This is a genomic window from Ignavibacteriales bacterium, from assembly GCA_026390815.1.
GTDB lineage: Bacteria > Bacteroidota > Ignavibacteria > Ignavibacteriales > SURF-24 > JAPLFH01.
Window position 1 is genome coordinate 110630 of the sequence record JAPLFH010000005.1, and the last position, 13921, is coordinate 124550.

The following is a 13921-nucleotide window of genomic DNA, read 5'->3' on the forward strand; positions in this document are numbered from 1 at the left end:
AAATTTTTATATTGATCGGCTTTTTTACTAATTCTTTTCCGGTTTAATAACCACATACAACAAGCAGTAAAGTAAAAATCATTATAATGCATAGCAGCAGAAAAATTATATTTTCTGTAATGCGCGTAATTTCACCAACTATCACTCTAATGAAAAGAGTAATTAATATTATAAGTACACCGGCAATCCATAAAAATCCTTTACCAATTAAACCGACTGCTAAAAAAATCAGGGAAAGAAAAACTATTCCGATAATGATTGTTAGTCTCACATTCATAGTGCAAAAATATTCTTTGGATGAAGGAAATGCTTGGGGAATAACGACAAAGGTTTGTAAAAAACAGTAAAATTAGAACTGTCGGACTAAAATCACGTATTTATGTTCTGCTTAATGTAATCGGAAGGCGATAATCCAAAATGATTTTTAAATAGTTTTGAAAAGTGAGAAAGGTCATTAAATCCAAACTCGAAAGCAGCTTCAGTAATATTTCCTAATTTACAGATCAAGAACTCTTCGGCAAGTTTAAGTTTTACAAGATAAATAAAATTTGTGGGGGTAGTATTCAATTCTTCGCGGGTTAATCTTTGAAAATGCCTTAATGAAATTCCTATTTCTTTAGCAACTTCTTCGGAATGGATAGTTCTATGTTTATTATCAATAATATACTTGGAGGCTTTTTGCAGAATAATTTGGTTGGTGGTTAGCTTGTTTTTAATCTGTTCATTAAAAGGAATAAAAATAATTCTTCCTTTATTAACTTCCGATTCACTTGGAATTTTACTAATGCGTTTTATTCTTAAATACAAATAGGTTATTATAGAAAAAGTAAGTGCAAAAGTTATTAAATAAACCCAAAGCCAATATTGTTTGTATTCCTCGGCAAGATTTTCCAGAAAACTTGGTCCGCCTATCAATTTTACTTTCCTCCAATATTTAGGAAAGCCAAAATCGCTGTATCCCATCCAATCAAATGACCACATGATTGTTGATGCATATTCTATAATTGTACCCTGCTCTATGGGATAGTCAATATCGTTGCAGCAAATATCCATACGCAAACTTTTACCGGACTGCGGTTCAAAACCGATTGATGCAAAAGGAATTGAAATTTCTACAATGTAAAAACTATCTATATCTTCAGGTTGATTTACTGTTCCAAAATACTTTAGCTTACTTTTAAAAAGTACATTTTGATCATAATCCTTCGGTACTGCAAGGGTATCCAACTTAATTAATCTTCTGTCTCCTCTAAAAACTTGTGTTCTGTTTTTCAGATCAACTATAAATTGATAGTCATTTGTATTCATCTTTAAACCATCATCACATTTGGAATCAATATATATTTCAATTCCATCGTTTAAGTGAAGTTTTGGTTTATCTGTGCCGGTATCTATTTGTGCAAAAAGTTGCTCATCCTTAACAAGGATTGCAATATTTAAGGATTTCAAATTCCAAAAATATTTCACTTTTGCCGTGTTTTTAGAAAGCGGTTTTTTTAGATATGCAAAATCGAACTGAGACGGATAGACATGATTTAATTTTATTTCAGGGACTGTATAAAAAGATCTTAGTGTATCGGTAAAGACATAATCAAATGCATCTTCCCAATCATCCAAAACTCCATCAACTTTAATTTCTTCATTCTTGTATGGAATATGAATCACATCATCAGGTATCTGATAAAACAAACAGAAAGCAAAAAAAACCCCGGTAACGTACATAATAAGTAGCTCAAAAAATTTTTTTGATAATTTTTTCAGAAGCAATTTAACAATAATAATTAATAGTTGACAAGATATTTTTATCATTCATTGAATATCCATTATCAATATTATAAAAAGAAATAATCATCAATTGAAATTCATTGTAAAGAACTACCAATTGGTCGGAACTACAAAAACGAGGTGTTAAAGACATTAAATCTTGGTAAGATTATAAACAAATAGGATAACTGGAGACCTGGCAGATACTAAACTAAACAGGTCTGAAAAATTATCTTGCAGGTAAACATAACAATTACCTGCAAGATGGATAAGTTTTTATTTTAGTAAGAGAAGTTTTTTCGTAGAAGAAAATTTATTCCCTCCTTCCACAGCTTCAGCATTCATCCGCATAATGTAAATGCCGCTGGAAAGATCATTCGCATTCCACAAAACTTGTTTGTAACCTGCAGATTCTTCTTTGTCTATCAGTGTGGTTATTAACTGTCCAAGCATATTAAAAATTTCTACTTTTACTCTGCTATTATACGGCAAAACGTATTCAATTGTTGTTGTTGGATTAAACGGATTTGGATAGTTCTGAAACAACTTAAATGTTATTGGGAAAACTACTGTATTTACATGAAAACTTTCTATTGCTGGATTTGTGATGACTATACTCTGACCATCCCGCACTACTGCGTTAATCACCACTCCTCCTACCTTATCTTTTATACTTAAATTCCCTCCCTCTACTTTTAAAGTTATCGGATATTCTGCCGAGTGGATTAAAATATCTTTCGTTCCATTGTTTATGTTATCTACCAACTGATTACTATCCCAGCGTACATCAAATACACCGCTTGGTGGTATAGGTGGTAAGGCATAGCTATCAAAATTTATTGACTCGGACGCACCGTAAACAATACTCCGATTTCCATTATTGTCTCGTACTATTATTTTTATCCATTTAGGGTCTATGCTCTCTTTGACTATTGTTTGGTTTATTCTCTTTGCAAGTGCATTCCCTATATTAATTACACCGGCACCACTTGCCCTTACCCAATAGCTCTTACCGACTTCCATAACAGTAGGGATTTCATACTTGTTTGAATATCCGTAGAATGGTGAGTTGACTATTCCCCAAGGTTCAGTAGTTACTTGGTTTATATTCACATTCCTTTCATATACCCCTACTAAATTCCATCCTTCTGTTACAGGGATCGTATTACTATTTACAATATTACCACAAATGTTTATCGTTGTTGCTATTGGATATCTTACCCAGTATCCTTTACCATTTTCTAGAGTTGTTGCAATATTGTATTTATCCGTGTAATTATATGTGGGTGAATTTGCTCCTGCAAACAGTATACTTGTGGACATATTTGTTGCTATTACAGGCACTGATACAATATTCCAACCTTGTAGTAATGTTACATCAGTACATATGATATTACTCTCATTAACTATCCTGAGATCGATATTTGTAAAAACACTTTCATTATTATCAGGAATTGTTTTGGGTGTTTCTGAAGATGTTGTGATATAATGTACTCTTAAATCGGTAATTGAAAAATTATTAACAGTACCTGAAACTGTACTTTGGGTGCTTAAAAAAACATTATTGCTTTGAGTTGTATCCAAATAGCTTAATCCATCCGAAAGATCGAAATCAATATTGTTATTTGGAAAAGATCTAGCCGGAAGACCTGGTAATGTATTCATGTAAAAATCAAAATAATTCTTTGAATAAATTGGTGTGCTGTTTAATCCGATTCCAAAATTTAACTTTAAGAAATTAATATTTGAATGTGTAATTTGTGTTGAAGCTATAATAGTTGGCTCATATTGAATCCTATCCGTAGTATAACAAGCAAATCTTTGCGATAAATTTGTATCAATAACTGCTTGATAAGACATCCAACAAAATCCATTATCGCCCCAAGATGTACCCCATGAATTAACTAATCTAAAAGCGCCAGTACCATCCGCTGTTACTTTATTATCATCATATCCTACGATAGCTAATGCATGTCCCCCTCTGTTATTTCCCATTTTCTCATTAACGCAATATGTATTGTTATAATTTTTAATATTATCAAAATTCCCGTAAATAATTATACCAAGGACCGCAATATCACCGTTTGCCAAATGCTGCTTCACCTGTTCAATTCCCGTAGTATTGTTGATTGGAATATAATAGGCGTCAAGCGATCTATATTTTATTGCATCGAGATATACTGATTCTGAAGGCAAAGCAGTATAATTCTGATATGGGAAATCGGCAATTGTAGCGCATCCATTATCTGTTAATAATTTAAGTGCATCAGAAAAATATGAACCTCCATCCCGACCACCATTAATATGGTTATAAATAAAAGAGGGACTGAAAATATGATTGGGAACGGTGATGCTCCAACCATGTTCTTGCCATTCTTGATAAGTTTTATAATAGTAGCCTATTGCCCATGCAACGCAACTGCCTTGTTGTCCTTGATTTCCTACTGGCGGTAAATGATCTGAGTTATCAACAGAAGAAGACAATTTATATAATACTGTTTTGGGTTCTGCTTTCCTTATCGAAGTGTTCTTAGATATATCTTCAAATAACAAACCTGTTCTATGTAACTGCTGCGCATAAAATCCGACATTGATTAATACTATAAACATCAGAAAACTTATAATAAAATTTTTCATATTTATTTACCTATGATTCTGTCATCCTAAGATTACTGCAATTGTTTTTCTGCCAAAATAAACTTGCAATAAAACAAGCATAGAATAATAACCGTATTTTCAATTCACTTCATTAAAATTAGCTTCTTTGTCGAACGGAAGTTTCCTTTACCGTCCGCCGGAATAGCCTCTAAAGTGTAAAAGTAAATGCCTGATGTTTTGGTTGATGCATTCCATGTTACTTCATGATAACCAGCATTCTGCGTTCCATTTACTAAGGATTCAACCTCTTGACCAACTAAATTGTATATCTTAATCTGTACGTTACTAATTCCCGGTAATCCATATTTGATCACTGTCGATGGATTAAAGGGATTTGGATAATTCTGGGATAGACTAAAAACAATCGGCAAATCCTGAAAGACTTCAATTGCATTTGAATAATTCGCTGTACCATTGTAATCTATTTGTTTCAATCTGTAATATATTTTTCTTGAGGGTACATTCTTATCCGTAAAAACGTACGTATGAATTTCGGCAGTTGTTCCGTTCCCTTTCACAAACCCGATTTTGTCATATACATTCCCATCTTTACTTCTTTGAATTTCGAAACCTGAATTATTCTTTTCTGTGGAGGTTTCCCAAGTAATATTCACATTGTTCTCAAATAAATTTGCCGCAAATGAAGTTAATTCTATAGGCACAACATCCAATTTTAATTCTATTTTTAATGCATTTATACCTGAATTGGTAAGTGTATAGGAACTGTCTGTCTTCATATTGACATTTACTATTGTTCCCGTAATTAAATCTTTAAGATAGAAACTTCCAGTAGAGGGAAGTTGAACCGGATTCCAGCTAAATGTAATTGGATAACCTCCATTTCCCGGTTGAAATTTTATTAACCATTCAATACTATCGTTGTCTGCCAGGCGGTAGTCTTTCCAGGAATCATCTCCGGTTGGCAAATGGAATCGTGCGTCAAATCCAAAAGGAGGTGGAGGTAATGGTGCTTCTCCTAAATCGATGTCTATTCCATCAGTACCTATAGGGGACTTACCAAACGTAAGTGATTGTGAAACATTACCGTTATCTTTAACATTAATATCTGCTTGCCAGGTAGAAAAATCAATTAATTTTATTTTTGTTGTATTAAAAATTTCCTTGGTATATAAATCCTGCACCCATACTGATAGCTCAAGATTTGCAAGTAACCAAGATGATTTCGTTGTTAGTGAGATAGGCACTGACACTGAGTCATTATATACCAAATCGATTGGATATCCTTTCGTGAAATCAGGAAACATCCAACGCTCACAGTAATCAACTTCCGTTTGCCCCATCCAAGTGAAAGGAATTTTGTTTTCAGTTAAGGCAGCAAATAACACAATATTCTTTTCAATAAATGGCGCAAGCTTCCTAACATGAAATGTAACATTATAATCGTTTACTGAGGCAGCGTTTCCAGTAATACTAATATCCAAAGGGGTTCTAATCGAATAAACCGAATCATAAAACGGCAAGTAACTATTATACACACCGATACAAGTATTTTCACCTACGTATATGAAAATTCCATCAAAGATCGCTGCCGGAATGCCGCCCCAACCATACCAATTATACCTCCAGTTAGAATATCCATAATTAGATCGGTCTTCAAAATCATTATCCATAAAGTATCCAATTATTGCACACTTCTTTCCATTATTTATCAGATCGTTTGCTCCTGATTGAACACCAGGTGCAAATGGACAAGTCGTTTCAGTTGCTATTTCAACCAAAACATTTTTTTTAATTGCTGAATACGTGTTAATATATTTTGATATTGAATTATTATCAGTGTTAAGATCCTCTGTTAATTGTGTATTAAATTCAACTTTATAAAGATAATTATCATTTAAAGCGTAAGGAGTGAAAATAACTGTCTGAATTGAGTCCGATGCAAGATTTGTTACAGCTTGCGTACTCTGTGTTAAAACGTTTCCGTTATAATCGTAAATCTTACATATAACATTAAAACTCTCATTGCTGGCACCGAGATTTTGAATTTGGACAGAAGGATAATATTGAGAACCACCTGTAAACTGATTAGCTCCAATTATCTTGAGAACGCCAACATCATGTGTTAAAGTTGTCTGAGGTATATTTAATTTTGTTACAAAAGCATCACCATAAAGTTCATCACCACCATAAATAGACTGAAAAGAGCCGGGTGTAGTGGGATAATTTGAAGATCTTGCGCTCCCTGTTATAAAAGCATTCCCGCTCGCATCAATGGCTATTGAATTTCCATAATCATTAAGATGCCCTCCCAAATAAGTAGAATAAATTAATTCGTTTCCGGTTGGGTTTAATTCTGTTATAAAGGCATCCCCCCCAAAATAATTAACATCTCTACCGCCATAAGATTTCTGAAAAGCTCCGCTTGTTGTTGGAAAAATTGTTGAACTTGTAACGCCTGTTATATATGAATTACCACTTCCATCTATAGCGATTGAATAACCTTGATCACCACCACCACCACCACCAATAAAAGTAGAATAAACTAAGCCACTTCCGGTTGGATTTATTTTTGTTACAAAAACAGAAGAATACTGCATGCCGCCAGTACTAATAAAATTAGTCTGATAAGCTCCGGGTGTTGTGGGATAGTTTAAAGAATTTGTCAATCCAGTTATATAAGCATTCCCGCCGGCATCGACTGCTATCGAATTTCCTTGATCCTCACCAGTATCCCCAATAAAAGTAGAATAAACTAATCCACTGCCGATTGAGTTAAGTTTTGTTACAAAGGCATCACCAAATGTATTATAACCACCAACATAAGTAGTCTGAAAAACTCCAGGTGTTGTGGGATAATCTGAAGAGTATGTTTGTCCTGTTATATAAGCATCTCCTGCCGCATCAACAGCTATTGAATAGGAATGGTCATTATTACTCCCTCCCATAAAGGTAGAATAAACTAATGCGCTTCCGGTTGAGTTTAGTTTTGTTACAAAACCATCACCCGTAAAATAATCACCAATCCCACCGCCAAATGATTTCTGAAAAGCTCCGCTTGTTGTGGGATAATTTTTTGAATTGGTAGTCCCTGTTACATAAGCATTCCCCTCTACATCTACTGCTATTGAAAAAGCCATCTCATTGCTGCTTCCACCTATATAAGTAGAATAAATTAATCCGCTTCCGGTTGTGTTTAGTTTTGTTACAACTGCATCACCTTGACTGATACCACCTTCTTCAACACTACCCCCATAAGTAGTTTGAAAAGCTCCGATTGTTGTTGGATAATCTGGAGAGTTATTACGTCCCGTAATAAAAGCATTTCCTCCCTTATCAATCGCTATTGAATAAAAAGTTGAATTACCACCAATAAAAGTGGAATAAACTAATCCATTACCGTTTGAATTTAGCTTTGTTACATATCCGGTTCCATTGAAGTTAGTCTGATAAGCTCCGGGTGTTGTGGGATAATTCTGACTACTTGCAGCTCCGGTTATATAAGCATTTCCACTTACATCAATAGCAATTGAATATCCTTGATCATCCCCACTCCCACCAATAAAAGTAGAATAAACTAATGGATCAATTATAAGTTCTTTATTTGCATCATAACCGGTGGCTTTTAATCCTATCGCTCCATCTTCTCTTTGTTCAAATGTGCACTCTACTTCTTTCTGCGTTTCACCTTCCATTTGGTATGCGTAAAGCTTTCCGTTCGTTACTTCTCCAATGCTTGTCTTTAGGACTAACTCTCCCTTTGAGTTTACGTTCATCCCTTCTTGTCCGTCAAACTTAAAAATAATTCGTGACACATCTGCACCGGGTTTTACTATGTAATCATACCGTAGCATTCTGTTATCGTAATAATATTTTACGTCTATGTTTTTATAAATACCTTTTACTTCTACATTATCGTAAAGAGGGACATAGCTTGCCCATTTGCTTTTATCGTTGCTGATAAAATAATTGTAATATCCTTCACGCTGGTTATTGCCTACAGAAATAACTTCTTTCTCAGCATTAACCAACTGCATTCTAACAACATGGCCATCAACCAAAGTATTCTTATTTTCATAATCTTGCATTTCCCGGGGATTCATCTTCGTGGTTTTAGTCTCATCAAAGTTTTTCTTTATCCGGTAATAATCATACACAACACCGGAGTTAGTAATCCACGCATTCATACCACCGATACGAGCAAGGTATTTTACTTCCGGATTCCATTGCCCTTTATTCTGAATGAAGAAACTTTTATCGGTTTGGTTAAGTGTTTGCTGAGGATTTTTTAATTGTTGCGCATTACCAACTGTGCAAAATAACGCAAGTAGAAATAGTAATTTTTTGACCATAAGAACCTCCAATTTTTTAAAGGCAGATCTCAAAATAATTTTTTTACATTTTTCTTTATCGCAATTCACATTTATAATTTTATTAGTATTTATTTCAAAGCAATATTTTTATACTTCAAAGCCATAATAGTTAACCTTCATTCTTCAAAACTTTTTAATAACAATTTTTAGAATCGCTTTTAATAAAACTATTTGAGCAACATCATCTTCTTTATATCCCTAAATTCACTCTTACCGTCAGTACTCTTGGCATAGAGCAAATAAAAATAAACTCCGCTACGTAATCCATTTGTGTTGAAGTTTACTTCGTAGTAACCGGCATTCTTTTGTTCGTTAAGTATTTCTTTTATTTTTTCACCTAGAATATTATAGACTTCAATTTTTATTGTACTTCTGAATGGCAATGCAAACCTTATCAATGTGCTAGGATTAAATGGATTTGGATAATTCTGCTGAAGTGAGTAATTCTTAACAGATTCAATGGGATTAATATCAACATTGGTTGACTTTTTAAGAATTATTTTTCCCCTATAGAAAGGTATATTTACATCTAAAGGTATATTTGCATCCCTGAATGATTTATCTATAGAAGCTGGGTTAAATACTACAAAGCCATTTTCAAATTCTCGGATTTTTAATCCATTCTCCTCTTTCATTTCACTTGTTGGCAGTCCAATTGGTCTTTTGGCAATTTCAGACACTTCAATGCTATTATGTGCGAAACAAAACAAAGCATTATCATATAGCAATGCCATAACCATTGCAGTTTCATCAATAGAATCTGTAGAAGCGGAAGCCTGCCCGTTGCTGCTTTGAATGAGATTAAAAAATAAATTATTAGGTATAAAATAATCTGTAATTACTTTTAACATATCTTTGGGATTTTTTAACGCACTGCCATAATTCAAATTACTTGGACCAGAAACACCAAATTTTGATCCTATATTTTCAAACATTTTACCATCGCAAACCGTATAGTAAAATTCGTTGGGTTGATTGACAATAATTTTTATGGGAATACTATCTTTTAAGTTTTTAAGTATTTTTGAAGTACCATTACGCCAACTTGAGTCTATTGGTGTATTGTGCGAACCACGTATTGCTTCAGTTGGAAATTGAAACCAATCACCCTCACTATCCCAGTCAATATCAGGGGCTAGCTTATCTTGTGTAATCGTGTAATCAGGGTTTCCCAGCCATATAATATCTCTTAAACCATTATCAAATAAAAGAAAATCAATTTTTGTCTTAAATGAATTAAGCCGTGAAATTATCTTTGCAGAAATATAATCATTGTATTTCATATTGTTAATCAAAGGACAATATTCCGAAAGATTCATTAGCCACATTGAGTAGCCACTATCCCATGTAGTTATTATTTTTTGATCATGTGAAGGATTATATACAAAGAATGATGAAGCCGGATTATAAAAATTGTTTAATAAATCATTCCTTATTGAATTCTGCCAAGGTCTATCAGTGATGATATCGCTAAATATTTCCATTGGATTGAAATATATACCTATTAATAGAGTGGAATCTAATGCATTTAATTTATCAAGAATTTCATTTGTACATAATTCGATATCCAAAATTACCGCTTTTCCACTTGCCATTATTTCTAATTCTGATTCAAGGGGCGGAGTAGGATTCTGACGATAAACACAGCCTGCAATAGTCCACGGGGAATCAACTGCTATAGTATCAATACTTGTATCCGTCTTTTGTCCTAATAAAGGCAAGCTTGTTAAAGCAAGTATGAACGAGATAATAAATATTGAATTTTTCATAATAAGGTCCCTATTTAATCTGTTGCCTAATAGATTCTTTACACCAAATCCTTTATTTAAAACATGCTTGTAGTTCAAACCACTTAACTTCAATCTTATTTATTAAAGAATGATAAACAGCCATGCAGCCTTATTCATCACCCTCATAAAAATTTCTCCCATCTATTACCTTCTGTCAACTATTACTGCATCGACAGTTTGTAAGGCTTATCTTTCCATTTGCTCTGTGGTCAGGAAGAATCAAATAGCTTCATGGTTTTTATTCAAAATCTTTCTGCTAACAATAAAGCTTTTCTATTCCTCATCCCAAAGGGAAGATATATTTATAGAATTTAACAATTCAATAATTATATATGACCCCGAATGGGGTCGCATGTTTTTGTTTCCTATTTCTTTTCTATAAACATTCGATGTCTCCGGCATCAATCCAATTTTTACAGATTCTCATCTTAAAACATTCACATTAACCCTGAATGTTTTTTTTCCTCATCCCAAAGGGATGAAATGTTTATAGCATTTAATAACACAATAATTTCATACGACCCCGGATGGGGTCGAACGTTTTCTTTTTCTATTTCTTTTCTATAAACGTTCGATGCCTCCGGCATCAAACAAAACCTTCAAGGTTTTCATACAAACACTAACGCTAACCTTGTAGGATTTCCAAATGACCAATCTGGAAAATAATCCGCCTATTTAGTTTCCTTCGCTTTCCTTTCCGGTTTTTTTCTGTCACTTATACGTTTACCGCCAAGCTGTTCGTACTCAAGAGAATCACCGCCAAACTTACCCTTTCCGCTCGAAAGAACAGAAGTGCTCATTTCAGCTAACTTATTTTCAGCTTCATCTAATTTGCTGCCAAGCGCATCTGCCTGCTGTAATACCTGGTTATAATCTTCATTCAAACCTTCGCATGCGGCAATTTGCGCTTCATAATCTGTTACGGTTAGTTTCTTTTCTTCTGAACCATAATCAGTTACTTTGCTGCGGTCGGTATCAATTTTTTTCATTCCGGCAAGCCGTACCTTAGCCTGATTTACAGTTGAAGATGTTTCTCGTTTCTTAAAAGCCATTTAATACCTCCTTTTCCCTGCTAAGGGAAATAATATTTAGAAAATTGCTTAAAATAGGACTATTTATACATCCAATAAAGGAATTTCTATGTTCAGTAAGACTTTATCTATGTTCCCAAAGTCTTTTTTTATGTTGTTCAAGTCTTTTCCTATGTGCAAAAAAACTTTATCTATGTTTAAAAATGCTTTTCCAATGTTGTCAAATTCATTTTATTCATGTTCTAAGTTTTTATCCTCCTTGTTAAAGTCTTTATCCTTTCTTCTCAATTCTCTTCCCATCTTATAAAATATTTCAACTCTGCAATAAGAAAGTTTTCCTTGCCAGGCAAAGTCTTCATTTAGAGGAAATTATTTTACGGAATTGTTTGCAAACAATTACAAAGAAAACCTTTCCCCTTTTTCATCCAGTAAATGAAAAGGAGAAAGAACAATTAACAAAAAAAAATCTATAAAAAATTTATATTTATGTTCAATAAATTTTTGGGTTGATAGAAAAGGATATAAAAAAGCAGCGCAGAGAATTCCCGATATTTTATGTTCAATATTTCGAACAAGAACCAAAATACGCCCCCGTACTTTTTTTACTAACAATTACGAATGAATAATAATGTTTCGAAATCAAATTGTCAACTGTTCATTCTAAATTTTACGGCAATAGGAACTATATTTAGTCATTCCTTTTCCTTTTGAAAAAGAATGAATTTTGGGCGAGAATCACACGTCAGAAAGTAAAACATGGCAATCCCATCTTCTAACTTCTGAATTATGACTTCTGTTTTCAATTCTCCGTTCTCAGTTTTCTGTTTTCTCTCCCCTCTTTTCCTTATATTTAGCCCACAAAAATTATTAGAAAAATGAACGAGAAATACGAAGCAGTTATTGGACTTGAAGTCCATGCACAATTATTAACCGAAACAAAATGTTTTTGCGGATGCAGTACTAAATTTGGTAATCCGCCTAATTCTAATGTGTGCCCAATATGTTTGGGTCATCCGGGAGTTCTGCCGGTATTGAATAAAAAAGTTGTTGAGTTTACAGTTATGATGGGTCTTGCAACAAACTGTGCAATAAATGAAAAATCTACCTTTGCAAGAAAGAATTATTTTTATCCTGATCTTCCTAAAGGTTACCAGATTTCTCAATACGAACAACCTATTTGTGAAAACGGATCACTTGAAATAGAGTTTATTAATGGAAGCAAAAAGCTAATTGGAATTACCAGAATCCATATGGAAGAAGATGCCGGTAAATCAATTCACGATCAATCCACTGAAACTTTAGTTGATGTAAACCGATGCGGTGTACCTCTTATGGAAATTGTAAGCGAACCAGATATGCGAACTCCTGAAGAAGCATTTCTTTATTTAACTAAAATAAAACAAATCGTTCAGTATCTTGGAATTTGTGATGGGAATATGGAAGAAGGCTCACTTAGATGCGATGCAAACATTTCCATTCGCTTAAAAGGAGAAAGGGAATTAGGAACCAAGACGGAAGTTAAGAATATGAATTCCTTCCGGAATGTTGAAAGAGCAATTGCTTTTGAAATTGAAAGACAAATTGAATTGATTGAAGATGGAAAGAAAATCATTCAGCAAACTTTGTTGTGGAATGCCGATCTTAATTCTGTTGCAACAATGCGTAGTAAAGAAGAAGCTCACGATTACCGGTACTTCCCCGATCCTGATCTAATGCCTGTTGTTGTTTCAGTGGAATGGAAGAACGAAATTGCCAATAAACTTCCAGAACTTCCGGAAGTAAGAAGAAAAAGATTTGTAGAGCAATTTAAAATTCCGGAATATGATGCTGTGGTTTTAACATCAGCAAGAGATTTAGCTGATTATTATGAAAAAGTAATTTCAATAACTGGTGATTACAAATCCGCCAGCAACTGGGTAATGGGAGAAGTTTTAAAAGGGATAAATGGAAATAAATTATCGGCTGATAAGTTTTCGGTCTCACCGGAAAACCTTGGAAAGCTAATTAACCTAATAAATAAAAATGTAATTAGCGGAAAGATTGCTAAAGAAATATTTCCCGAAATGCTTTTAACCAATAAAGAGCCTGAAGTAATTATTAAGGAAAAAAATCTTATTCAGATAACAGATACATCTGAAATTGAAGACGTGATAAACAAAATGCTTATAAAACACACAAATGAAGTTCAACAATATTTATCGGGCAAAGATAAAGTGTTTGGATTTTTTGTGGGACAGGTAATGAAAGAAACTAAAGGTAAAGCAAATCCGAAGGCTGTGAATGACATTCTGAAAGAAAAGCTGGACGCACTGAAGTTATCATAATTTTTTTGAATAAGGTTTCTTAA

7 protein-coding genes are annotated in these 13921 nt (G+C 33.6%); 1 reads left to right on the forward strand and 6 read right to left on the reverse strand.

Annotated features, from left to right (window positions below; all coding sequences use genetic code 11):
- Positions 1 to 43 precede the first annotated feature (43 nt).
- From NTX22_01040 to NTX22_01065, 6 genes are all read right to left on the reverse strand, one after another.
- Positions 44 to 277: a hypothetical protein gene (locus NTX22_01040; GenBank protein MCX6149088.1), complete on the reverse strand. Its 234-nt coding sequence runs from the start codon at positions 275 to 277 to the stop codon at positions 44 to 46.
- A 92-nt stretch (positions 278 to 369) separates the two neighbouring features.
- Positions 370 to 1722: a helix-turn-helix domain-containing protein gene (locus NTX22_01045; protein ID MCX6149089.1), complete on the reverse strand. Its 1353-nt coding sequence runs from the start codon at positions 1720 to 1722 to the stop codon at positions 370 to 372.
- A gap of 318 nt (positions 1723 to 2040) precedes the next feature.
- Positions 2041 to 4401 (reverse strand): T9SS type A sorting domain-containing protein, encoded by a 2361-nt coding sequence (locus NTX22_01050; GenBank protein MCX6149090.1) that lies wholly within the window; start codon positions 4399 to 4401, stop codon positions 2041 to 2043.
- A 104-nt stretch (positions 4402 to 4505) separates the two neighbouring features.
- Entirely contained in the window at positions 4506 to 8732 is a 4227-nt protein-coding gene (locus NTX22_01055; GenBank protein MCX6149091.1) for an SBBP repeat-containing protein, read from the reverse strand.
- A 188-nt stretch (positions 8733 to 8920) separates the two neighbouring features.
- Positions 8921 to 10522, reverse strand: a complete 1602-nt coding sequence (locus NTX22_01060; protein ID MCX6149092.1) for a T9SS type A sorting domain-containing protein — start codon at positions 10520 to 10522, stop codon at positions 8921 to 8923.
- A 692-nt stretch (positions 10523 to 11214) separates the two neighbouring features.
- On the reverse strand, positions 11215 to 11595 hold the full coding sequence (locus NTX22_01065; GenBank protein MCX6149093.1) for a hypothetical protein: 381 nt from the start codon (positions 11593 to 11595) through the stop codon (positions 11215 to 11217).
- An 842-nt stretch (positions 11596 to 12437) separates the two neighbouring features.
- On the opposite strand from NTX22_01065, the gene gatB reads away from it, so the two are divergent.
- Entirely contained in the window at positions 12438 to 13898 is a 1461-nt protein-coding gene (gene gatB / locus NTX22_01070) for an Asp-tRNA(Asn)/Glu-tRNA(Gln) amidotransferase subunit GatB (protein ID MCX6149094.1), read from the forward strand.
- The last annotated feature ends 23 nt before the right edge of the window (positions 13899 to 13921 follow it).

What these genes read in the sequence shown, in the direction of transcription:
- NTX22_01045 (MCX6149089.1), bottom strand. Translation starts at nt 1,722, where the DNA reads ATGTACGTTACCGGGGTTTTTTTTGCTTTCTGTTTGTTTTATCAGATA.
- NTX22_01065 (MCX6149093.1), bottom strand. Translation starts at nt 11,595, where the DNA reads ATGGCTTTTAAGAAACGAGAAACATCTTCAACTGTAAATCAGGCTAAG.
- NTX22_01050 (MCX6149090.1), bottom strand. Translation starts at nt 4,401, where the DNA reads ATGAAAAATTTTATTATAAGTTTTCTGATGTTTATAGTATTAATCAAT.
- NTX22_01040 (MCX6149088.1), bottom strand. Translation starts at nt 277, where the DNA reads ATGAATGTGAGACTAACAATCATTATCGGAATAGTTTTTCTTTCCCTG.
- NTX22_01055 (MCX6149091.1), bottom strand. Translation starts at nt 8,732, where the DNA reads ATGGTCAAAAAATTACTATTTCTACTTGCGTTATTTTGCACAGTTGGT.
- NTX22_01060 (MCX6149092.1), bottom strand. Translation starts at nt 10,522, where the DNA reads ATGAAAAATTCAATATTTATTATCTCGTTCATACTTGCTTTAACAAGC.